The 20,390-nt window shown below is 56.7% G+C and carries 17 protein-coding genes; 14 read left to right on the top strand and 3 right to left on the bottom strand.

Annotation, left to right across the window (positions count from 1 at the left end):
* Positions 1-81 precede the first annotated feature (81 nt).
* From BM235_RS13350 to BM235_RS13325, 6 genes are all read left to right on the top strand, one after another.
* Positions 82-1,635, top strand: a complete 1,554-nt coding sequence (locus BM235_RS13350) for a glycoside hydrolase family 32 protein (protein WP_090113849.1) — start codon at positions 82-84, stop codon at positions 1,633-1,635.
* Positions 1,632-3,512 (top strand): GH32 C-terminal domain-containing protein, encoded by a 1,881-nt coding sequence (locus tag BM235_RS13345; RefSeq protein ID WP_090113847.1) that lies wholly within the window; start codon positions 1,632-1,634, stop codon positions 3,510-3,512. Before BM235_RS13350 ends, BM235_RS13345 begins: the two co-directional genes overlap by 4 nt.
* 64 nt (positions 3,513-3,576) lie before the next feature.
* Positions 3,577-4,509, top strand: a complete 933-nt coding sequence (locus BM235_RS13340; RefSeq protein ID WP_090113845.1) for a carbohydrate ABC transporter permease — start codon at positions 3,577-3,579, stop codon at positions 4,507-4,509.
* A 10-nt stretch (positions 4,510-4,519) separates the two neighbouring features.
* On the top strand, positions 4,520-5,359 hold the full coding sequence (locus tag BM235_RS13335) for a carbohydrate ABC transporter permease (RefSeq protein ID WP_090113843.1): 840 nt from the start codon (positions 4,520-4,522) through the stop codon (positions 5,357-5,359).
* Positions 5,359-6,351 carry a carbohydrate kinase family protein gene (locus tag BM235_RS13330; protein ID WP_199408943.1) on the top strand — a complete coding sequence of 331 codons (993 nt, stop codon included), beginning with the start codon at positions 5,359-5,361 and terminating at the stop codon, positions 6,349-6,351. Before BM235_RS13335 ends, BM235_RS13330 begins: the two co-directional genes overlap by 1 nt.
* A 257-nt stretch (positions 6,352-6,608) precedes the next feature.
* Positions 6,609-10,841, top strand: a complete 4,233-nt coding sequence (locus BM235_RS13325) for a glycosyl hydrolase 53 family protein (RefSeq protein ID WP_158543867.1) — start codon at positions 6,609-6,611, stop codon at positions 10,839-10,841.
* 103 nt (positions 10,842-10,944) lie between these two features.
* On the opposite strand, the gene BM235_RS13320 is transcribed toward BM235_RS13325, so the two are convergent.
* On the bottom strand, positions 10,945-11,928 hold the full coding sequence (locus BM235_RS13320; RefSeq protein WP_090113839.1) for an aldo/keto reductase: 984 nt from the start codon (positions 11,926-11,928) through the stop codon (positions 10,945-10,947).
* 195 nt (positions 11,929-12,123) lie between these two features.
* Between BM235_RS13320 and BM235_RS13315 the strand changes: the two genes are divergently transcribed.
* The 4 genes from BM235_RS13315 to BM235_RS13295 all read left to right on the top strand — a co-directional run bounded on the left by BM235_RS13315 (position 12,124) and on the right by BM235_RS13295 (position 15,443).
* Complete coding sequence (locus BM235_RS13315; RefSeq protein WP_090113838.1) at positions 12,124-12,804, top strand: FadR/GntR family transcriptional regulator; 681 nt, start codon at positions 12,124-12,126, stop codon at positions 12,802-12,804.
* Positions 12,801-13,949: a galactonate dehydratase gene (gene dgoD / locus BM235_RS13310; RefSeq protein WP_090113835.1), complete on the top strand. Its 1,149-nt coding sequence runs from the start codon at positions 12,801-12,803 to the stop codon at positions 13,947-13,949. Before BM235_RS13315 ends, dgoD begins: the two co-directional genes overlap by 4 nt.
* A 212-nt stretch (positions 13,950-14,161) precedes the next feature.
* Complete coding sequence (locus tag BM235_RS13300) at positions 14,162-14,725, top strand: sigma-70 family RNA polymerase sigma factor (RefSeq protein WP_090113832.1); 564 nt, start codon at positions 14,162-14,164, stop codon at positions 14,723-14,725.
* On the top strand, positions 14,706-15,443 hold the full coding sequence (locus tag BM235_RS13295) for a DUF4367 domain-containing protein (protein WP_090113830.1): 738 nt from the start codon (positions 14,706-14,708) through the stop codon (positions 15,441-15,443). Before BM235_RS13300 ends, BM235_RS13295 begins: the two co-directional genes overlap by 20 nt.
* Before the next feature lie 98 nt (positions 15,444-15,541).
* Here the strand turns inward: BM235_RS13295 and BM235_RS13290 are convergent, their stop codons facing one another.
* Entirely contained in the window at positions 15,542-16,456 is a 915-nt protein-coding gene (locus BM235_RS13290; protein ID WP_090113828.1) for an NmrA/HSCARG family protein, read from the bottom strand.
* An 87-nt stretch (positions 16,457-16,543) separates the two neighbouring features.
* On the bottom strand, positions 16,544-17,119 hold the full coding sequence (locus tag BM235_RS13285; protein WP_158543868.1) for a TetR/AcrR family transcriptional regulator: 576 nt from the start codon (positions 17,117-17,119) through the stop codon (positions 16,544-16,546).
* A 235-nt stretch (positions 17,120-17,354) separates the two neighbouring features.
* Here BM235_RS13285 and BM235_RS13280 point away from each other — a divergent pair, with 235 nt between their 5' ends.
* Genes BM235_RS13280 through BM235_RS13265 form a run of 4 tightly spaced genes read left to right on the top strand, consistent with a single transcriptional unit; the run spans position 17,355 to position 20,387 of the window.
* Positions 17,355-18,209: a transporter substrate-binding domain-containing protein gene (locus BM235_RS13280; protein WP_090113824.1), complete on the top strand. Its 855-nt coding sequence runs from the start codon at positions 17,355-17,357 to the stop codon at positions 18,207-18,209.
* Positions 18,210-18,221: 12 nt separating this feature from the next.
* A complete protein-coding gene (locus BM235_RS13275) occupies positions 18,222-18,935 on the top strand; it encodes an amino acid ABC transporter permease (RefSeq protein WP_090113822.1) in 714 nt (237 codons plus the stop codon).
* Positions 18,932-19,642, top strand: coding sequence for an amino acid ABC transporter permease (locus BM235_RS13270; RefSeq protein WP_090113820.1), 711 nt, complete (start codon positions 18,932-18,934; stop codon positions 19,640-19,642). The genes BM235_RS13275 and BM235_RS13270 overlap by 4 nt, the downstream gene beginning before the upstream one ends.
* The gene (locus tag BM235_RS13265) at positions 19,635-20,387 is read left to right on the top strand and encodes an amino acid ABC transporter ATP-binding protein (protein ID WP_090113810.1); all 753 of its coding nucleotides are present in this window, start codon (positions 19,635-19,637) and stop codon (positions 20,385-20,387) included. The genes BM235_RS13270 and BM235_RS13265 overlap by 8 nt, the downstream gene beginning before the upstream one ends.
* Positions 20,388-20,390 lie beyond the last annotated feature (3 nt).

The following is a 20,390-nucleotide window of genomic DNA, read 5'->3' as shown; positions in this document are numbered from 1 at the left end:
TGAAAGCCTTGGCCCTTCCCGCAGCCTTACAATGGAGGCAATCGAAACAACCATGGAAGCCGCGGGAAGGAAGAATTCAACATGAAGAGCACGAACACGAGGCAAAACAGCCGCCAATTCGAGCATGAAGAGGCGCTTAAGCGAGCGGAGGAGGCGGTTCAGGCCGGAGCCGCGCGGGCGGCGCAGGACCCGTTCCGCCTGCGCTATCACCTGATGGCGCCGTCGGGCTGGATGAACGATCCGAACGGCCTGATTCATTATAAAGGCGAGTATCATGCGTTCTACCAACATTTCCCGTTTGGCGATTATCAAGGCCCGATGTACTGGGGGCATGCGGTCAGCCGGGACTTGGTGCGGTGGGAGCATCGCCCGGTTGCCCTTGCGCCTACGGAGCCTTACGAGTTCGGTTCGCCCGAAGGCGGCTGCGGCTGCTGGTCGGGCAGCGCGGTGGAGCACGAGGGGCAAATGGTGCTTTTCTATACCGCGCACGTCGACGGGCGTACCCCGGAGGAAGTGCAGGCGATGGCGACGAGCGAGGACGGAATCCGTTTCGTTAAGCATCCGGCGCCGGTCATTCAAGGCAGTCCCGACGGTGAATGCTTCGGCTTCCGCGACCCGAAGGTATGGGAGCATGAAGGGCGCTGGTATATGGTCGTCGGCTCGGGTAAAAACGGCCGCGGCCGCGCTCTCCTCTATGAGTCGGCCAACCTTGTGGATTGGTCGTACCGCGGCGTCGCGGCGGAGAGCGACGGCACGCAGGGCGATATGTGGGAATGCCCGGATTTGTTCCCGCTAGGCGGCAAGTATGTCCTGATCGTTTCCCCGATGAACATGGACGGCGTCAAAAATCTCTACATGATCGGCGAGATGGACTTTGCGACGGGGCGTTTTACCCCCGAGAGCAGCGGCATCATCGATAACGGACCGGACTTCTATGCCGCGCAGACGATGCGGGACAGCAGCGGCCGCCGCATTCTAATCGCCTGGATGGACATGTGGGGATCGCGGCTCATCAAGACAGGACGCGCCTGGTATGGAGCTATGACGCTTGCCCGTGAGCTTCAGCTGACCGAGGATGGGCGTCTGGCCTCGAGACCGGTAGAGGAGCTAGTCACTCTTCGAGGACAAGAAATCGCAAAATTAGACAACGGACTTCGTCTGCAGCCAGGCGAAGAACGGACCTGGTTGCTGCCGCCGGCCTTTGAATGGCAAGCCGATATTGATCTGTCCGCGACAGAGGCGCAGGAGCTGCGGATCGTTATTGCCGGAGCGTCCGAGGAATTATCCGACGCTAAGTCCGTAAAAAATTCGCGGTCCGTCACCGAAGAGCGCACGAAGATTCGCTGGCTGGCTGCGCAGCGCCGCATCGAATTGAATCGCGACGAGGCGGGAATCGGCGACCCCGGCGTGTACGTATCCGACCTTCCGGCTTCTGCCGCCGCTCGCCTGAGCCTCCGTCTGTTCTCGGATCATTCGTCGGTAGAGTTGTTTGTCAACGATGGCGACCGGGTGTTGACCAGCCGCATTTATCCGCTGGCTTCAGGCCGCAGACTGGCGCTTCAGGCGTTGGGGGGAACCCTTGTATTCAAAGCCATGCGGCTTTGGCATATGGATGGGCTGGAGGCTAAGGAATGAGCGGGATTCCGCGAAAGTCCAAGCCGGCCTTTGCCGTGATCGTTATCGGCGCGGCGGTTGCGCTCGCGATCGGAGGAGCGATCTGGATGTCTGGCAAAGCCAACAAGGGGAAGGACGCATACGCGCCGCCCGCCCCGTTCCAATTCAATCCGACCGAGAATTACTACACGGAACGCCATCGCCCGCAGTACCACTTAAGCGTCGAGTCCGGCAACATGAGCGATCCGAACGGCATGGTGTATTACGAGGGCGAGTACCACCAATTTTACCAGAACAGCGGCCAGTGGGGACATGCGGTCAGTCAGGATCTCGTGCATTGGGAGCATCTTCCGGTCGCCTTGATGCGCGATGAGCTCGGCGAAATATGGTCGGGCAGCGCGGTCGTGGACTGGAACGATACGAGCGGTTTTTTCCATGGGAAATCCGGGCTGGTTGCCATCTTTACGCATTTCCAGGGAGGCGTGCAGTCGCAGAGCATCGCCTATAGCAGCGACCGCGGGCGTACCTGGACCAAGTATGAGGGGAATCCGGTTATTCCGAATCCCGGGCTCAAGGATTTTCGCGATCCGAAGGTGATCTGGCACGAGGCGAGCAAGCGTTGGGTCATGGTCGTATCCGTCGACGATCATGTGAGATTCTACGCTTCGCCCGATCTCCGAACATGGACCGAGACAGGCGAATTCGGCATCGATCAAGGTTCGCATGCCGCCGTTTGGGAATGTCCGGATCTTTTCGAGCTTCCGGTAGATGGCAGCGGTAAGCGCAAGTGGGTGTTGACGCTGAGCGTCGGCAGCAACGAGGCGACCAAAGGCTCGACAGCGCAATATTTCGTCGGCGAGTTCGACGGCAAAACCTTCCATAATGATAATCCCGCCGATACGGTGTTGTGGACGGATTTCGGTAAGGACTTCTATGCGGCAGTCTCGTATTCGGACATCCCGGAGAAGGACGGACGGCGCATTTGGCTCGGCTGGATGTCCAACTGGCGCTACCCGTTCACGATGCCGACCGATCCTTGGAAAGGCAACATGTCCGTTCCCCGCGAGCTTATGCTTCGCGATATTCCCGGTGAAGGAATCCGCCTCATTCAACAACCAGTCAAAGAACTCGCTTCGCTGCGCGGCACCGCTCTTAAGCTCGAAGCGCAGCAGCTCGCGGCCAACTCGAACGCGTTCGGGAAGTGGCGCGGAACCGCTTATGAGCTGGATACGACCTTCACCGTTTCGGCAGATGCTGCCTTTGCGCTCAAGGTAAGGACAGATGGCACGGGGGCGGAGGAGACCAGCATCCGCTACGATGCCTCAGCAGGAACACTTACGGTCGACCGTTCGAAATCCGGCGATGTTTCGTTCGAGCGAGATTTCGCGGAGAGCTTTGCGGCTCCGGTGAAGCCGTCTGCAGACGGAAGGTTGCCTCTTCGGATCTATGTAGACGAAGACACGCTCGAAGTGTTCGCCGAAGACGGCGCGAAGGTGCTATCTGCCATCGTGTTCCCCGAGCCGACAAGCAATGGCTTGTCGCTAGAACTTGAGCGGGGCAGCGTCAAGCTCGATGAAGCCTCATTCTACCCGATGCGCTCGGCGTGGCGCGACGAGAATCCGGATTCCGGCGTACCGAGCCGCATCCTCATCGGCAAGGATAGCGTAGACGTGGCGGTTGGCGCGCATGCAACCGTGAAGTCGTCCGTGCTGCCGCTGGCCGCCCCCCAGCAGATCGATTGGACGTCCAGCGACGAGTCGGTCGCTAAAGCGACGCGTGCAGCGGACGGCAGCGGCGTTGACATCTCCGGAATCGGCGCAGGGCAAGCGGACTTAATCGCGAAGACGCCTGACGGCCAAGTGACGGCGACGATGAGCGTGTTCGTCTACGAGCCGTAAGGGGCGCTCGCTCTCTCAACCAAGTTTATTCACCCCATCCACCAAACTGAAAGGAAGGGAAACCATGGCGCACACCGAGCTGGCTACATCGATATCCAAGCGCCGCAAGGGAAATTCCTTCGGCCGGGCACTGCGCCAGGAAGAGAGAACGGCCTGGCTGTTCATCTTGCCTGCGTTGGCAGCGCTTCTGCTCTTTGTCTTCTACCCGATGGTCAAAGCATTCCTCATCAGCTTCCAGAACTACAACATGGTAGGCGGAACCCGGTCTTTTAACGGCATCGATAATTACCGGACGCTGATAAATGACGCTGAATTTCTGGCAAGCCTTCGGCACTCGCTGTTCTTCGCGGTCATTGTCATCCCGGTACAGACGGCGATCTCCCTTGGCCTCGCGATGCTGATTCAACGAGCCAGGCGTTTTACGGGCCTGTTTCGCACGGCTTATTTTATCCCCGTCGTGATCTCGACTTCGGTCGCAGCCACGGTGTTCAAGCTCATCTACAACAAGGACTTCGGCATCCTGAATCAGGTGCTCAAGACGATGGGACTGCCGATCACGAACTTTTTATCCAACCCGGATACCGCGATGTACGGCATCATCATTCTCGGTATCTGGAAAGCAGCCGGGTTTTTCATGATTATTTTTCTCGCGGGACTGAATAACATCTCCCAAGACTTATATGAAGCGGCTCGGGTTGACGGAGCAAGCCGTGCGCAGCAGTTCTTCCGCATTACGCTGCCGATGCTGAACCGGACGATGGCTTTCGTCGTCATCATGACGACGATCGATGCCATCAAGCTGGCCGGTCTCGTCTTCGTCCTCACGAACGGCGGGCCCAACGGCTCCACCCAGACCGTCGTGTATTACATCTGGAAAATGGCATTCCAGCAAATGCAAATGGGCTACGGCACCGCGGCGGCTTTTATACTGTTCGCGATCGTGCTGATCATCTCGCTTGCGCAAATGACCTATTTTAACAAGAAAGCTGACTACTAGGGGGATCATCATGCGGCAAATGGGGCTTGCGCTTAAATACATCCTGATGACGCTCATCGCCATCGTCTGCATCATTCCGATCGTATGGATGGTCGCCGGATCTCTGCGTCCCTATGAGGAACTGTTCCAATATTCATCGAGCTTGAATTGGCATTTGTTCGTGCCCGTCGAGTTCACCTGGATAAACTACAAAAAGGTTATTTTCAACGATACGAATCCTTTCCTGCGCTACATTTGGAACACCGTGATCGTTGCCGGGTCCGTAACCGGCATCGTGCTTGTCGTAAGCGCCTTGGCCGCCTTCGCTTTCGCGAAGCTGCGATTCCGCGGCAAGTCGATCGTCTTCGCCTTGTTCATGTCGGCGATGATTATTCCGGGTGAAGTAACGCTCGTGCCAAACTACTTGCTGATGAACAATTTCGGGTGGGTCAACTCGTACGCAAGTCTCATCGTGCCTTCCGCGCTGTCGGTATTCGGCATCTTCCTGCTGCGGCAGTTTTTCGCGGACATTCCGAATGAGATTATGGAGGCGGCAAAGATTGACGGCGCTTCGGTTCTGCGCGCGTTCTTGCGTATCGTCGTTCCGGCGGCCGTTCCGGCGCTGATCACGCTCGGCCTGATGACGTTTCTCGGCAACTGGGACTCGTATCTCTGGCCGCTTATCGTCATCAACGACGACAAGAAGCAGATGCTCCAAGTCGCGATTGCGTCGTTCTCTTCGATAGCGGGTACCGATTGGTCCAAAATTTTGGCCGCCAGTACGATAGCGACGGCTCCGATCCTGATTCTGTTCTTGTTCCTGCAGCGCTACTACATTCAAGGAATCACGATGTCGGGGGTCAAAGGGTAATGGGGCGCAAAATTTACGATGCGGTGGCGCTCGGCGAGTATTTGATCGATTTCGTGCCGGACGGCTTGTCGGCATCCGGGGAGCCCCTATTGGAACGCAATCCCGGCGGCGCACCGGTCAATGTGCTGGCGGCGCTCGCGAAATTGGGCAACAAGACGGCCTTTATCGGCAAGGTCGGGCAGGATCCGTTCGGCGAGTATTTGCGGGATGTGCTCATCCGGCAAGGGATCGCAGATGAGGGGCTTGTGTCAAGCCGGGATGCGCATACGACGATGGCATTCGTCCATTTGGACGAGCGGGGAGAGCGTTCTTTCCACTTCGCCCGTCAGCCGGGAGCGGACGCACTGCTAACGGAGGCCGAAGTACGGCCGGAGCTTACGCGCGGAACGCGCCTGTTCCACTTCGGCTCCATCTCGCTAACTTCGGAGCCTTCGCGCCAAGCGACGCTTCATGCAGTCGAGGCGGCGCGGCAAGCAGGGGCGATCATCTCCTACGATCCGAACTGGCGTCCGTCTCTGTGGGAGACCGATGAACTGGGGCTTGTCTGGATGAAGAGCGGGCTTGAACAGGCTCACATCGTTAAGGTGTCGGACGAGGAGCTGGCGCTGCTGACGGGGGGCCAGCCTGACGCAGGCACGCCGGATCTCGCTGCCGGAGCCGAAGCGCTTGTCCTGCGCTACGGGCTGGACGTTCTGTTGGTGACGCGAGGAGCAGCAGGAACGTATTATCGGACGGCGCGCTACGCCGGCGAAGTGGCAGCCAGCCGCGTCGTTCCCGTCGATACGACAGGGGCGGGCGATGCCTTCATGGGCGCGTTCCTGCACCGCGTGCTCGGCAGCGAGACCAAGCCGGCGGACTGGAGCGAAGAGGAGCTGCGCAGCGCCGTCGCCTTCGCTAACGCTGGAGGAGCCTTGGCGACCACACGCAAAGGCGCGATTCATTCGCTCGGTACGCTGGAAGAAATCGAGGCGCTGCTTGGCGGGACGCGTTAACATCGAACATCGAGGATCAGCGATAACTGACTCTCGCCGCAGAACAAGAACGAATGTGCCTGATTATTCGGATTGAAGCGACTTTATGTCGCTTTTTTTGTTGTTCGGGTTTGATCGGCGATCCCTTTCAATCATCGTTGATTTTGTATTAGTTTTAGTTGCTTGCCTGAATGTGTCGATCTGCCATAACGAACTATAATCGGTTTGTGAAAGAGTTTCCAATGTTGGTAGCGCTTACGACGAAGAGGAGGGTATGCATGAACGACAGGAGAGCGTACATGAAGCGAAGTTGGAGTAGGCCGCTCGCGATCATGCTCGCGGCGGCTTTGGCGTTATGCAACGTCACAATCGCCTCGGGCCGGTCGGCTGCCGCAACGAACGAACCGCTCGCGACGAACAACTTGACCGTCAACGGCGAGACGGCGGCATGGACGATGAACGGCACTTGGCCGACGACGCTTGGAGACGGCAGTTCATCCGGCGGGCTCGACTATTGGGACAACAAGCCCATCGACTTCACGATTACGCATGAAATGACGGGGCTCGCGCCGGGAACGTACTTGATGACGGCGAAGACATACGGGGACAAAGGCGAACCGGCTGCCGGTTCGGTCATGTTCGCGACGAGCGGCGGCCAGACCAAAACGACGCCGATCACGTATGCGGGCAGTGCTTGGGGGAGCCCGAGCACGTTAACGCTCGGAGACGTTGTCGTCGGGAATGACGGCGTCGCCACGCTGGGCTTTACCGTGAAGTCGACGGGCGAGCATTACGGTTATCTCGACGAGGTCACTTTCACGCGGACGGTGCCGTCGGCTCGTCTGACCGTGAACGGAGACCCTGCGACGTGGACGCTCTCCGGCGCCCAACCGGACAGCTTGTCCGATACGGCTTACAGCTTGAATTATTGGGACGATGGCGCGATCGATTTCGGTCTGGAACATCGCGTAGCCGGACTGCAGCCGGGCATCTATACGATGACTGCGAAGGTCTACGGCGAAACGGCGCCGGATACGGGCTCGACGATGTATGCGAACGCGGGGGGCCAGACGTTCTCGACGCCGATCGCGTACGACGGCAGCGGATGGCAAAACGGGGCGTCGGTGCCGACATTCCGGACGCTGACCATGGACGGCGTCGAGGTCGGCGACGACGGGATCGCGACGATCGGGTTTGCCGTCAAGTCGGCCGCGTCGAACTGGGGCCACTTCGCCGACGTGACGTTCGAGCCATCGACGAACGTCGGGAAGTTGAAGACGAAGCCGGCGAGCGCGAACCTGCGCCCGGCGAAGACGCAGCAGATTGCCTTCGAGCTGCCGCAAGGCACGGTTGCGAACGTGACGTATGCCAGCGACAATCCGGCGGTCGCGACGGTGGATGCGAACGGTCTCGTCACTGCTGCCGGGAACGGTCAGACGACGATCCACGTCACGCTCGACACGGAGGACGGCCGCCAGTTGATGGGCAAGACGGACATCTTCGTGTCCGGAACGATGCAGCAGCTAGCCGGCGCGCCGGTCTATGCGAAGCCCGTGCCGGAGCTTCAGAACGGGAAGCGGAAGGATTTCATCATGGGCGTCGACATTTCCACGGTGCTGGAAATGCAAAAGTCCGGTCGAAAATATTACGATCTGAACGGCGCCGAGAAGCCGCTGATGCAGATCCTGAAAGAAAACGGCGTCAACTGGATCCGCCTTCGTCTATGGAACGACCCGAAGGACCCGCAGGGCAACGGGTACGGCGGGGGCAACGCGGATAAGGCAAGCGTCATCGAGATGGCGAAGCAGGCGAAGGCAGCCGGTCTGAAGGTGCTGGTCGACTTCCACTACAGCGACTTCTGGGCGGATCCCGGAACGCAGACCATGCCGAAGGCGTGGGTCGGTCTCGACGAAGCGGCACTGAAGCAAGCCGTATACGACTATACCTACGACATGGTGAACGCGCTCGCGGACAATGGCGCCTATCCGGATATGGTGCAGATCGGCAATGAAATCAACAACGGCATGCTGTGGCCGCTCGGCCGGACGCCGGCCGGTGCGAAAACGTATATCGAGCGGGGCATCGCCGCGGTGCGCGCCGTCGAAACGGCGAAGAACGGCACGCGCATCAAAATCATGATCCACCGCGCGAATCCGAACAACGGCGCCGAGGCGCTGACGAGCTTCTACGGTAACTACGCCGATCTGGATTACGACGTGATCGGGCTGTCGTTCTATCCGTATTGGCATGGGACGTTCGACAACATCAAAGAGGTCATGAACACGCTGTCCGCGACGTTCGATAAAGACGTCGTCATCGCGGAGACATCGTACGGGTTCACGGCCGAAGACGCGGTGAACAACGGCCCGCCCGGCCAAGTATTCAACGCGGAGCTGGCAGAAGCGGGGGGCTATATCGCCAGCGTAACGGGGCAAGCGTCGGCCGTTCGCGACGTCATCGCCGCCGTCGCCGAAGTGCCGAACGGCAAAGGGCTCGGCATCTTCTACTGGGAGCCGGCTTGGCTGCCGGGCGCCGACACCGGCTGGGCGACGAAATACGCGTCGTCTTACAGCAGCCAGGAGATCGCCGAAGACGGCGGCAGCGGCTGGGCCAATCAAGGCATGTTCAATTACTTCGGCGAAGCGCTTCCGTCCATTCGGGTATTCAATCTCGTGCGGGCTTCCGACGAATCCTACCGTCAACCGGCGATCGTGGAAGTACCGGACGTGACGATCGCGACCAGCGAAGGCACGAATGTTCCGCTCCCGGCGACGGCGAGGGCATTGATGGCGGACGATGCATACCGCACCGTCCCGGTAACCGCTTGGACGCCGAATACTTACGATTACAATAAAGCAGGAACGTACGAAGCGGTCGGTTCGCTGCAAGGCGGGGCAACGGTTAAGGCGGTCATAACGGTCGGCCCGAAAAACTATGTCGTTAACCCGAGCGTCGAAAGCGCCGACATGAGCGCGTGGGCGCTGCAGAACGGCAATCGAAGCCCCGAGGCGGCGAGCGCGGGAACGTACGCGATTCATTTCTGGGATCAAGCGTCGGTAACGGTCAAGCAGACCGTATCGAACCTGCCGAACGGCAAATACCGGTTGTCGATGCATTCACGCATCGGCGCCAACGCCGATCCGATCGGTGAAATCTACATGTACGCCGCTGCGGACGGAACACGCAAGCAGACGGACTTGACGGCCTCGGGCTGGAGCGCGTGGAACTTGAACGTGATTCCCGACATCGAGGTGCAAAGCGGCACGGCGGAGATCGGGGTCGTTGTGAAAGATGCTTTTGAAGCGGGCGGCGACTTCGACGAATGGGAACTGGTCCGGACAGGCGACCTGCCGAACGCCGATACGTCGGGCAACCCGGACTCGGGTCAGACGCCGCCTTATCCGGCGCAGCAGCCGGACCGAAAAATCGTAACGAACCCGCAAGCGAATGCGGAAGGCAAGATCGCCGTCTCGATCGAGAACGGCGAGAAACAAGTACTGCTTCCGGCGAACGCGGCGGCGATTGACGGGAAGAACGCGCTCCTCGTGGCGTACAAAGACGTTGCCGTCGAAATTCCGGGCGTAGTACTTGCGAAGCTGAAGACGCTCGCAGGCGGCAACCTCGAAGGCGCGCAGATCGCGCTCAGCGTGTCGGCGCTCTCGCCGGAGCAATCCGCGGCCTTGCTTCATGAGGCGAAGCGCAAAAGCGGTGCGGGATTGACTGCTGCCGGCCAAACGTTCGATTTCGAACTGGCACTTGTGGACAAAAACGGCAAGTCGAACCCGCTGCGGCAGTTCGACACGCCGATTAAGCTTCGGTTGAACGTCGGCGAGGCTGCCAATCCGGATTTACTCGGCATGTACTACATCGCGGACGACGGGGAGCTCGAATACGTCGGCGGGACGCTCGCGGGAGGCGCGCTGGAAGCGCAAGTAAGCCACTTCAGCGCGTATGCGGTATTGGAATACGACAGGTCGTTCGAAGACGTGGCCCCGAACCATTGGGCTTATGGCGCCATTAAATCTTTAGCGGCAAAGCACGTCGTAGAAGGGGGCGTAGACGCATTATTCGCTCCGGAACGGGAAGTGACGCGTGCCGAATTCGCCGCGCTGCTCGTTCGCTCGCTCGGTTTGAAGGCGGCGGGAACGTCGCCGTTCAAGGATGTGGATGCGAACGATTGGTACGCCGGAGAAGTAACGGCGGCGAACGAAGCGGGTATTGCTAAAGGACGCGGCGGGGACCGGTTTGCGCCGAACGCTCCCATCACCCGGCAAGAGATGGCTGCGATGATCGTTAAGGCTTACGAGCTTCACGCCGGGAAAACAGCCTCTTCTGCCGGAGCGGCGGGGTTCGCCGACGCGGACGCGATCGATGCATGGGCACTGCCGGCCGTGCAGGCGGCACAGGCGCTTGGTCTAGTCAACGGCAAAATGCAAGGCAAGTTCGATCCGCATGGCATGGCGACTCGCGCGGAAAGCGCAAAGGTCGTCGCGCTCATGCTGAAGCGTTAATCTTTCTTGGGCCAGCCGATCTGTGGCGAATAATTGCCGCGATAAGGCGACCGCGTCCGAGAAAATGAAAAGCCTCGCCCTTCCTGAAGGGACGAGGCTATTTCTATTCGGCGAACTGTCCGTTATCGAGCAGATCGAGCTCTTCGTCGCCGAGGATCAAGGCGCCTGCGCCCAGACTGTCCGCCAGCTGAGACGCATGGGACGCGCCTACGACGGCAAAGGCGGGAAACGGACGCGAGACGATATAAGAGAGCGCGATCTGCGAGATCGTCGCGCCTCGTTCAGCGGCGATGCGACGCGCTTGCTCGAATCGGCTCACATTCGCTGGAAGATCGTACAATGGAGGCGCCTCGAAAACCGTACCTGCCGCTGCTGCGGCTTCCATCTTTGCAAATAATCCTTTGGCTTGCGAAGAATAGGCGAAAAGCGGAAGGCCGGTCCCCGCATGAAGACGGTACATCGACTCGTCCAATACGACGACGGTCGGGTCCCCGATGTGCGCCGGATCCAGAGTTGCAAGACTCCACCATGCCTGATTGGCGGCGAATAGCGGAAGGCCTTGCTTCGCCGCCAAGCGATTCGCCTCGGCGATCCGGTCCGCCTCCCAGTTGGAACAGCCGAAGCTGCGTATCATGCCGTCTTCGACGAGCCTGGCGAGCGAACCGAGCAGCTCGGAGACAGGGATGGTCCGGTCGTCCCGGTGCAGCCAGTACAGGTCGATCACGTCCGCCTGCAGCCGGCGCAGACTGCCTTCGGCGTCGGCTCTGATGTCGGCCGAATGAAGCCTGGAGACATTCATCGATCCCAGGTCCGGATGCCCGCCCTTCGTCGTCACGATCATGCGATCCCGGTTGCCGCGCGACTTCATCCATTTGCCGATTACGATCTCGCTCGCGTTCGTCTTGCCCGGAACCCAGTTGCCGTATACTTCGGCCGTATCGACCATGTTGCCTCCCGCGTCCGCATAAAGATCCAGGAGCCGCATGGAATCACTCTCGTCCAATCGGGTCCCGAGATGAACGCCGCCCAGGACGATGACCGAACAAGGTTGATCGAGGCCGGGGATCGGGCGTTTACGCATGCTCATACGTTTGTGAGCCTCCTATGTCCGCCAGTCGGCAGGGATTCATCAAGCTATTAACTCGATTATAGCCGCTGCGAGGATCAATTGAACAACGTAAAAATGAGCTGAATTGAAAACGTTGACAAATCGGGAATATAGTTATTATCTTTATTTGTATAAGATCATATCAATAGTTATAGCGAAGCGCGGGTGACGCTGATGAAGAAGCTGGCTCATGAAGAAATCATAGCGCAATTACAAGCACAAATCCGCTCAGGGGAGTGGAAGCCCGGAGAACGCCTGCCGACGATGCAGGAATTGGCGTCGCGGTACGGTCTCAGTCTGACTGCAGTAAGGGAAGCGCTGCGTCTGCTCGAGAGCCGGAGAGTCGTCAGTATCGAGCATGGCAGAGGCATTTTCGTCCGCAACGATCCAGGGCTTCTTGAAGATCCGATGGCTCCGATCAAAGGCATGGAGATTCGTTCGCTGCTTGAACTGCTGGAAGCGCGCCTTGCGATCGAACCGGAGCTGGCGGCTTACTGCGCGCTGCGGGCGTCTGCGGCCCAGGCCAAGTCTATCCGTGAGTTGTCGGATTTGATGGAGGCGCAGATGAAGCGGGGCGAGGAGCACTTCCAGACGGATGTCCGATATCACCAGGAAATCGCTGAAGGCGCAGGCAACCCGCTGCTTGCCCAAATGCTGTCCGTCGTGGCGGATTTGTCGGCGCAGGGAAGGAGAGAGACGGACAAACTGCCGCTTATGAGGGAGAAGGCTGCCAGCTATCATCGACTGATCGCGATTGCGATACAGGAGCGGGAATTGGAACAAGCAAGAGCGCTCATGAAGGCTCATATTCAAGACATGATCAATGCCATCCAAGCGAAGGGAAGCTGCTTATGAAGATCACGGGGATGGAATTATTTATCGTGCCGCCGAGATGGTTGTTCCTGAAGATCGATACGGATGAAGGAATAACGGGCTGGGGAGAGCCGATCGTAGAGGGCAGAGCCCGCGCGGTGCGAGCCGCGGTCGAAGAATTGCGCGGGTACCTGATCGGCAAGGATCCGCTCGCGATCGAAGATCATTGGCAGGCGATGTACAGGGGCGGATTCTATCGTGGCGGCCCGGTGCTGATGAGCGCGATCGCGGGAATCGATCAAGCGCTGTGGGACATCAAGGGAAAATACCACCAAGCCCCGATCTACCAATTGATGGGCGGAGCCTGCCGCCAGAAAATCAAGGTGTATTCCTGGATCGGCGGAGATCGTCCCTCCGAGGTCGGGCAAGCCGCGCTGCGCGCGCAGACCGAAGGCTTCACCGCCGTCAAGATGAACGCGACGGAGGAATTGCAATATATCGATTCGTACGCCAAAATCGACGAAGTGCTGAAGAGAGTGGCTGCAGTCCGCGGAGCCGTTGGCCCGTACTTAGGAATCGGCATCGATTTCCATGGTCGCGTCCACAAGCCGATGGCTAAGATTCTGGCCAAGGAACTGGAAGCCTTCCGTCCGATGTTCCTCGAAGAGCCCGTGCTCCCGGAGAACAACGAGGCGCTTCGGGAGATCGCGGCCGCTACGAATATCCCGATCGCGACCGGCGAGCGGATGTTCTCCCGGTGGGACTTCAAGAGACTGCTCGCGGACGGCTATGCCGATATCATTCAACCGGACGTGTCGCATGCAGGCGGCATCACGGAGTGCAAGAAGATCGCGAGCATGGCGGAAGCTTACGACGTAGCGCTTGCGCTGCACTGCCCGCTCGGACCGATCGCGCTGGCAGCATGCTTGCAAGTGGACGCGACTTGCCATAATGCGGTTATTCAAGAGCAAAGCCTGGGGATTCACTATAATCAAGGGAATGACTTGCTCGACTATGTCGTCGACCCGTCCGTGTTCAACTACGTGGATGGCTGCGTCACGATCCCGGACGGTCCCGGACTCGGTATCGAGATCGATGAGGCGCATGTGCGGAAGATGGCGGATATCGGACACGACTGGAAAAATCCGATATGGCGCCATCAAGACGGCAGCGTAGCGGAATGGTGACAGGTGACCAAGCTTGCTGCGCATGCTGATTATCGGCTGCGTCTTCTAGCGGTAGAGATATGGCTAGAAAAGCAATCGTGGGAAGACCATGAGAATCAAAATCTGCGTCTCCTGATTATTCAGGGGGCGCGTTTTTTTGCGGAAATAAGCCAATCGTCCGATGCAGCGAAAATCAAACTCAGGCCGTCTAATAGGGTGGAGGTGACGATCGCATGAAGCCGGCCGGCTTTAGCTCCAAAGAAAGCTTCTCGAAGGATCCCGCCGAAGCGCTTGAGCAGCTTATGGAAGCGTTTGGAACAGTGGTTATGCGTACCGCTTATTTTTATACACGGGATCGGCACCTTGCGGAGGATATCAGCCAGGAGGTATTCCTGCGGGCTTACCGGAGCTGGACGTCCTTCCGGGGAGACAGCAGCGTGAAGACCTGGCTGACGACGATCGGCGTCAATGTATGCCGGGACAAGACGGGCGTACGGATGTATACCGAACAGCCGACCGACCCGAACAGATTGGAACAAGGCAGAACGTTTAACGTAGAGGACGAGGCGCTTGAGAGGCTGGAGAAAAGCGAGGTGCTGCAGCACGTGCTTCGCTTGCCGATTCCGTTCCAGGAAGCGTTGTACCTGTACTACTATCTGGAGCTCACGACCAAGGAGATGGCGGAAGCGACGGCTTCTCCCGAAGGAACGATACGCAACAGGCTGCATCGGGCGCGCGAGGCGCTGGCCCGGGCGATGAACAAGGAGGAGACCATACATGGCGGATATGGATCGTGAATTGCGAATGCATTTGGCCAAGGAGGCCGACGAAGTGCTCTTTTCCGACTTGGAATTGACGGACAGGATCAAACAAAGCATTCGGCAGAAGGCAGCTTCTGCGCATGCGGGTCGCAGAAGCGTCTCTAGGAATGTATGGGCGGCAGGCGTGGCTGCAGCGGCTTTGGCGGTATTTCTGACGGTAGGGTTGCCGACGCTCCAGCATACATCCGCGCCGGCGCCAGCGCAGAGCCCGATCGGAGCCTCGCCTTCGTTCGACGCGGGCAATGCAGGGAATTCCGGAAATGCAGGGAATGCCGGACATGCAGGCGCTGCCGGCTCCGAGCTGTCCCAGCTCGTGTCGACGTCCTACGCCACCGCCGAAGAAGCAAAAGCTTCGTTCGGCGCGCGTATGCTTGCTCCGGAGGCCGTACCGGCAGGTTTCACGCTCACAGATATTCAAGGGGCGGGGATGGCAGGAGAACCGCTTCGGGACGTGATTTTCTCCTATGCCTCCGCATCGGGCGACAAGTCGATCACGTTCACCGCGAGCCGCATGGCTGCCGTATTCCCGGCGGAAATGTTTACGGCGACGCAAGTCAACGGTAATGACGGCTTCGTATTCGCACAGCCCGAGCTGACCGAATTGTACTGGATGGAGGACGGCATCCAATACGGCATCGTCGGTCACATTACGTCCGAAGAAGCGATGAAGATCGCCGAGTCGGCGAAGCCGTAAGGTTGGACCTCAAACCCGAACACTCCATTGCGAGAACCGCGAAGCGAACTGCTTCGCGGTTTTAAGCGTTTTGCGACCTTTAGTGATCCGAATAAAAATCAATTGATTTCAAACCGATGCTTGTTCTTCTCGACCCACTCCGCAAAAGACTTTAGCGCAACGCCGTACTGCCTGGTTTCCTGAATATCGAATCCGTAGCCAGGCACTGCCTCAAGCCATTCCATAAAGTAAACCGTTCCTTCCAGCATGCCGCGTTTTCGGGTCTCTTCGCTGCTTGCCCGTTCATAAGCTACTTTTTTATCGAGAACGCGGCTTAATGTCTGCGCGATCTCCGTCATCGTCAGTTCGTCGCTTGCGACATTAATATCTTTACCATGAAACTTCTGCGGATTTTCAAATGCGGCGCGGGCGAATTGGGTCGTATCTTCCCCCGAATTCAGCTTTAAGGGCGTGTCCTCCTGCAGCGTGCCGAACAAAACGCCGTCTTTTAATTCCGGTGCCATGATGGCCGAATGGGGCGCCACGAAATTCTCCATGAACCAGACCGGGTGCAGGATGGTCCAATACTTGAAACCGCCGTTTCGGATGAGCTCTTCAATATTGTATTTATTCTCCCAAGTCTGCACCAAATACTTGTGTTTGTCCCACCGGGGAAAAAGATCGCTGCCGGCAACCGAGGTATGCACGACTTGTTCGATGCCGGCTCTTTGGGCGGCCTGGACCATGTTGGCGGCATTTCGCGGCTCGATCGTCTGATCGTACGGGTCGGCGTACTGCACGGAAAAAATGGCCGACACGTTTTGCATGGCAGGCTCAAGCGAGGCCGGGTCGGCCAGGTCGCCCTGGATCATTTCCGCTCCCTTGGCTGCCATTGCTTGCGAAGCCGCCGACGCCAGGTTCCTGGTTAAGATTCGTACGCGATGACCCTGCTTTAACAATTCGCGGGCGACATGGCCGCCTTGCGTACCCGTGCCGCCTATGACCAGTATGAATCTTGAATGGTTGGACGCCAAATCCGATCACTCCAATCTGATGAAGGAATAATCGGATTATATTACCGTGGTAAAGTTTAGTCAATACATGGGTAAACTTAAATTCGTTTATTTCTCATTGACGACCAGTAAGATTTCGAATCGCTTCCTGGTCTCCGCCAGCACATCGAAGCTGCCGCCCATGATTGCCCAGTTTAGAATGACCCCGCTAGCGATGTTGCACATCGATTCGAGCAAATCTTCGGCATTCGCCGGATTTTTGACTTGACCTGCGTCTTTCGCCCGTTGGATCAGCGTTGGAATCACGCTGCCGAGCAAAGCGGATTGGCTTTTATCGAGCGGAGGCACTTGGGTGCGAAGGTGGATCCTATAATTTTCTTTGGTCATTTCAACGCCGAGACGAACGATGTGCTTTACGAAAATCTCCATGGCCTTCATGGCCTGATCGGCAAAATCCGTGACGGAGAGAATGTCCAGCAAATCGTCGTTCGAGACCATGTTTTCAAACGAGAAAAAATCGGAGATCAATTCGTCTTTAGATTTGAAGTGGTAGTAAAACGCTGTCTTCGTTACATTGATCTCTTTGCAAATCTGGTTGATCGTAACCTGTTCGAAGCCATATTTATTGAATAGCTCGATACTTTTAGACAAAATAGCCTCTTTGGTTGCACCTCTCGTACTCATCCAAGCGCCAACTCCTTTGCGATTATTATAAAACATTTAACCTCTAAATAGAATTTCATTACCGAAGTAATGTTTATAGTTAACGAGGTATTGACAATGCATTTCCCTGGTAATATTATGATTCCTAGAATTGCAATTCGCTATGAGCTCATGAGCAAGGAAGTCGTACATCGTTAAAACCAAGTAAGAAAGGTTGAACACTAAGACTAAAACGATACGTGGAGGAGTTTTAAAAATGATGAGATTGATGAGTCTTGCGCTTACGATTGCAATTTTCCTAACCGTCACCGCTTGCGGAAATAACAAAAATACATCCAATGCTGCGGGACAGGACAAGGAAGCATCCAAGCCGGAGACGATTACGGTAGGTCTTGTCAATGGTATACCTAAAATCAGCGTCCTGGATGAAAGCGGAAAGTGGACGGGCTACGATTATGAAACGCTTGTCAAAATCGATGACCTTCTGCCGCAATACGTTTTCAAATACGAGCCCATCACCGATTTTCAGGCCGCTTTTGTCGGTCTGGATACGAAGTCCTTCGATATCCTTGCCGTTCACGCCAGCTGGACGGAAGAGCGTGCGGCTAAGTACCTTTACGGCGAGGCAAGCAACTACGAGAATTCCGGCTATACGTTAAAAGTCAAGAAAGGTTCGGGGATCGTCGTCAAAAGCGAGGAGGACCTTGGGGGCTTAAAAATAGCATTGGCGCCTGGCGCTGCCGTTGCCAGCGACGTTGAAAAATATAACGAGCAGCATCCGGACCGTAAGATCGAGGCGGTCTGGGACACCGGAACGGTCGAGCAGCAACTGGCCAATTTGAAAAGCGGCGCGATCGATGCGCTCTTCGGCGAGCCGTTGAACGATAAAGCGCTGCTGGAAGCATATGGGGCGGATGCGTTCGATATTGCGGGAAGTAATTTGTTCTACGACGCCAGCAAGAAGAACGGCACGTACCTCTTATTTAACTATGGCAGCGAGCCGCTGCAGAAAGAAATCGATGAGACTATAAACAAGTTGCTCAAAGATGGAACGCTCAGTAATCTCTCCAAAGAAATATTGGGTATTGACGTTACCGTCAAACCGGATTAACCGGAAGCGCAGATGGACGGCGATTTCTTTTCCTTTGAACGCTTAGTCGCGTATTTCCCTAAAATACTATCCAAGTTCCCGATTTCGCTGTATGTGGTCGCCGTTTCGACAGCATTGGCGCTGGCACTCGGAACGGTATTGGCGATCATCCGCATTCGAAAGATTCCGGTGCTGCATCAGTTGGCCGTCGTGTATATCTCCTTTGTTAGAGGCACCCCGATTTTGATTCATTTATTTCTCGTTTATTACGGACTGCCGCTGCTATTTAACGCCCTTTTCGGTTACAACATCGCTTCAGGCTGGAATAAACTGATCTTCGTGTTTTTGGCTTACGGGCTTAATGAAGCGGGATTCCTTGCCGAACACATTCGAGCCGCCATTCTATCCGTTCCGCGTGGCCAGACCGAAGCGGGGCATATGGTGGGCCTTACGAGATTTCAAACCTTTCGAAGGATCGTGATGCCGCAAGCATTCCGCGTGCTGCTGCCGGGACTAAGCGCCATGGTCGTGGGCATGCTCCCCGCAACCGGGCTCGCCTATTTGCTTGGCGTCACCGATATGATGGGCATGATTACGACGGTCAGCTACAGCTCGCAGCATTCGCTGGAAGGCTATGCGGACGCCGCCCTCATTTTTATTTCAGCCAGTTTTATTCTGGAAAGGCTCTCCGCGGTTCTCATTAAGAAGTCGAGCTATGGAAGGAAATCGGTGGACGGGTCGATATGAACATACAACCGGTACTGATTTGGGAAGCCTTCAAGAGCGCCGTATCCTATATCCCCATTACGCTTCTTATCACGTCGGCGGTTGTCGTTATCGGATTGTTTTTCGGCGTCATGGTCGCGGCCGTTCGTACCTATCGCATTCCGGTCCTATCGCCACTGGCAGACGGATTCGTCATTGCGTTCAAGGCGATTCCGATCAACTTGATATTAGTCGTATCCAGCCTTTTGTTTGTCACGCATTTTAACGGCATTGCAAGCCTTTTGCATTTGACCGTTACCATCAGGGATGTCAGCCGCATTTATGTCGGTATTTTCGCCCTGTCATTCCCTGCGATCGCTCAGATGAGCGAGTATATACGAGGTTCTCTCCTTTCGGTAGACAGGGGACAGTATGAGGCCGGATATTCGGTCGGATTAACTTTTTGGCAGACTTTTCGGCGCATCGTTTTGCCGCAGATGATGCTTGTTTTCGTGCCGTCGTTGACCGGTATCGTCATTGCGCTCATGAAGGCGACGTCCCTTGTCATCCTGATCGGGGTCGTTGATGTGATGAATGGCGCCTTGAAATACGCCAACCTTTATTTCAGCTATTTCGAAGCTTACTTGGCCGCCGCCCTCGTTTACTGGGGACTCAGTCTCTGTATAGAGTTTCTCGGAAAAGCATTGGAAAAGCGCATCGGAAGATACAGGGGGGCGCTGCATGATTGAAATTAAAAACATCCATAAAGCTTTCGGGAAAAACAAAATCCTGAACGGCGTGGACGTTCATGTCGACGATGGCGAGGTGGTCGTAATCCTGGGCGCAAGCGGCTCCGGCAAAACGACGCTGCTGAGAAGCATCAGCTTCCTTGAAAATGCCGATCAGGGCACGCTCACCATCGGCGAAAAGACCGTCGAGTTGAACAAGGCGAAAAAGCTGGATATCGCTGCGTTAAGGAAAAAGATGGCGTTCGTTTTCCAGAATCATAATCTGTTCAACAATAAGACGGCTTTGGAGAACGTTGCCGAGGGTTTGATCGTCGGGAGAAAAATGCCTAAAACGGAAGCCGTCGAAATCGCTAAAAACGCGTTGGCAAAGGTGGGACTGGCGGATCGGCACGACTATTATCCGTTCCAGCTTTCAGGAGGGCAGCAGCAGCGGGTCGGCATCGCCAGAGCGGTGGCGCTGAACCCGGAAGTGATCCTATTTGACGAGCCGACATCCGCGCTGGATCCGGAATTGATCGGGGAGACATTGTCGCTCATCAAAAAAATCGCTGAAGAAGGCATTACGATGATGATCGTGACGCACGAGATTTCGTTCGCTCGCGATGTGGCGAGCAAAGTGATTTTTATGGATGGCGGCGTCATCGTAGAGGAAGGCAAGCCTGACGAAGTATTGGTCCGGCCGAAGGAAGAACGAACCCGGCAATTTTTAAAACGAATACTGAAGCCGGTTGAATTTAACATCTGAGGA

Origin of the sequence: Cohnella sp. OV330 (assembly GCF_900112065.1) — a bacterium.
Lineage (GTDB): Bacteria > Bacillota > Bacilli > Paenibacillales > Paenibacillaceae > Cohnella.
This window is presented reverse-complemented; position numbering and strand designations above follow the sequence as displayed.

Excerpts from the sequence above, each read along its gene's own strand:
- BM235_RS13270 (WP_090113820.1), top strand. The coding sequence starts at position 18,932 with ATGAACATACAACCGGTACTGATTTGGGAAGCCTTCAAGAGCGCCGTA.
- BM235_RS13285 (WP_158543868.1), bottom strand. The coding sequence starts at position 17,119 with ATGAGTACGAGAGGTGCAACCAAAGAGGCTATTTTGTCTAAAAGTATC.
- BM235_RS13350 (WP_090113849.1), top strand. The coding sequence starts at position 82 with ATGAAGAGCACGAACACGAGGCAAAACAGCCGCCAATTCGAGCATGAA.
- BM235_RS13295 (WP_090113830.1), top strand. The coding sequence starts at position 14,706 with ATGGCGGATATGGATCGTGAATTGCGAATGCATTTGGCCAAGGAGGCC.
- BM235_RS13335 (WP_090113843.1), top strand. The coding sequence starts at position 4,520 with ATGCGGCAAATGGGGCTTGCGCTTAAATACATCCTGATGACGCTCATC.
- BM235_RS13265 (WP_090113810.1), top strand. The coding sequence starts at position 19,635 with ATGATTGAAATTAAAAACATCCATAAAGCTTTCGGGAAAAACAAAATC.
- BM235_RS13325 (WP_158543867.1), top strand. The coding sequence starts at position 6,609 with ATGAACGACAGGAGAGCGTACATGAAGCGAAGTTGGAGTAGGCCGCTC.
- BM235_RS13345 (WP_090113847.1), top strand. The coding sequence starts at position 1,632 with ATGAGCGGGATTCCGCGAAAGTCCAAGCCGGCCTTTGCCGTGATCGTT.
- BM235_RS13275 (WP_090113822.1), top strand. The coding sequence starts at position 18,222 with ATGGACGGCGATTTCTTTTCCTTTGAACGCTTAGTCGCGTATTTCCCT.
- BM235_RS13320 (WP_090113839.1), bottom strand. The coding sequence starts at position 11,928 with ATGAGCATGCGTAAACGCCCGATCCCCGGCCTCGATCAACCTTGTTCG.
- BM235_RS13280 (WP_090113824.1), top strand. The coding sequence starts at position 17,355 with ATGATGAGATTGATGAGTCTTGCGCTTACGATTGCAATTTTCCTAACC.
- dgoD (WP_090113835.1), top strand. The coding sequence starts at position 12,801 with ATGAAGATCACGGGGATGGAATTATTTATCGTGCCGCCGAGATGGTTG.
- BM235_RS13300 (WP_090113832.1), top strand. The coding sequence starts at position 14,162 with ATGAAGCCGGCCGGCTTTAGCTCCAAAGAAAGCTTCTCGAAGGATCCC.
- BM235_RS13315 (WP_090113838.1), top strand. The coding sequence starts at position 12,124 with ATGAAGAAGCTGGCTCATGAAGAAATCATAGCGCAATTACAAGCACAA.
- BM235_RS13330 (WP_199408943.1), top strand. The coding sequence starts at position 5,359 with ATGGGGCGCAAAATTTACGATGCGGTGGCGCTCGGCGAGTATTTGATC.
- BM235_RS13340 (WP_090113845.1), top strand. The coding sequence starts at position 3,577 with ATGGCGCACACCGAGCTGGCTACATCGATATCCAAGCGCCGCAAGGGA.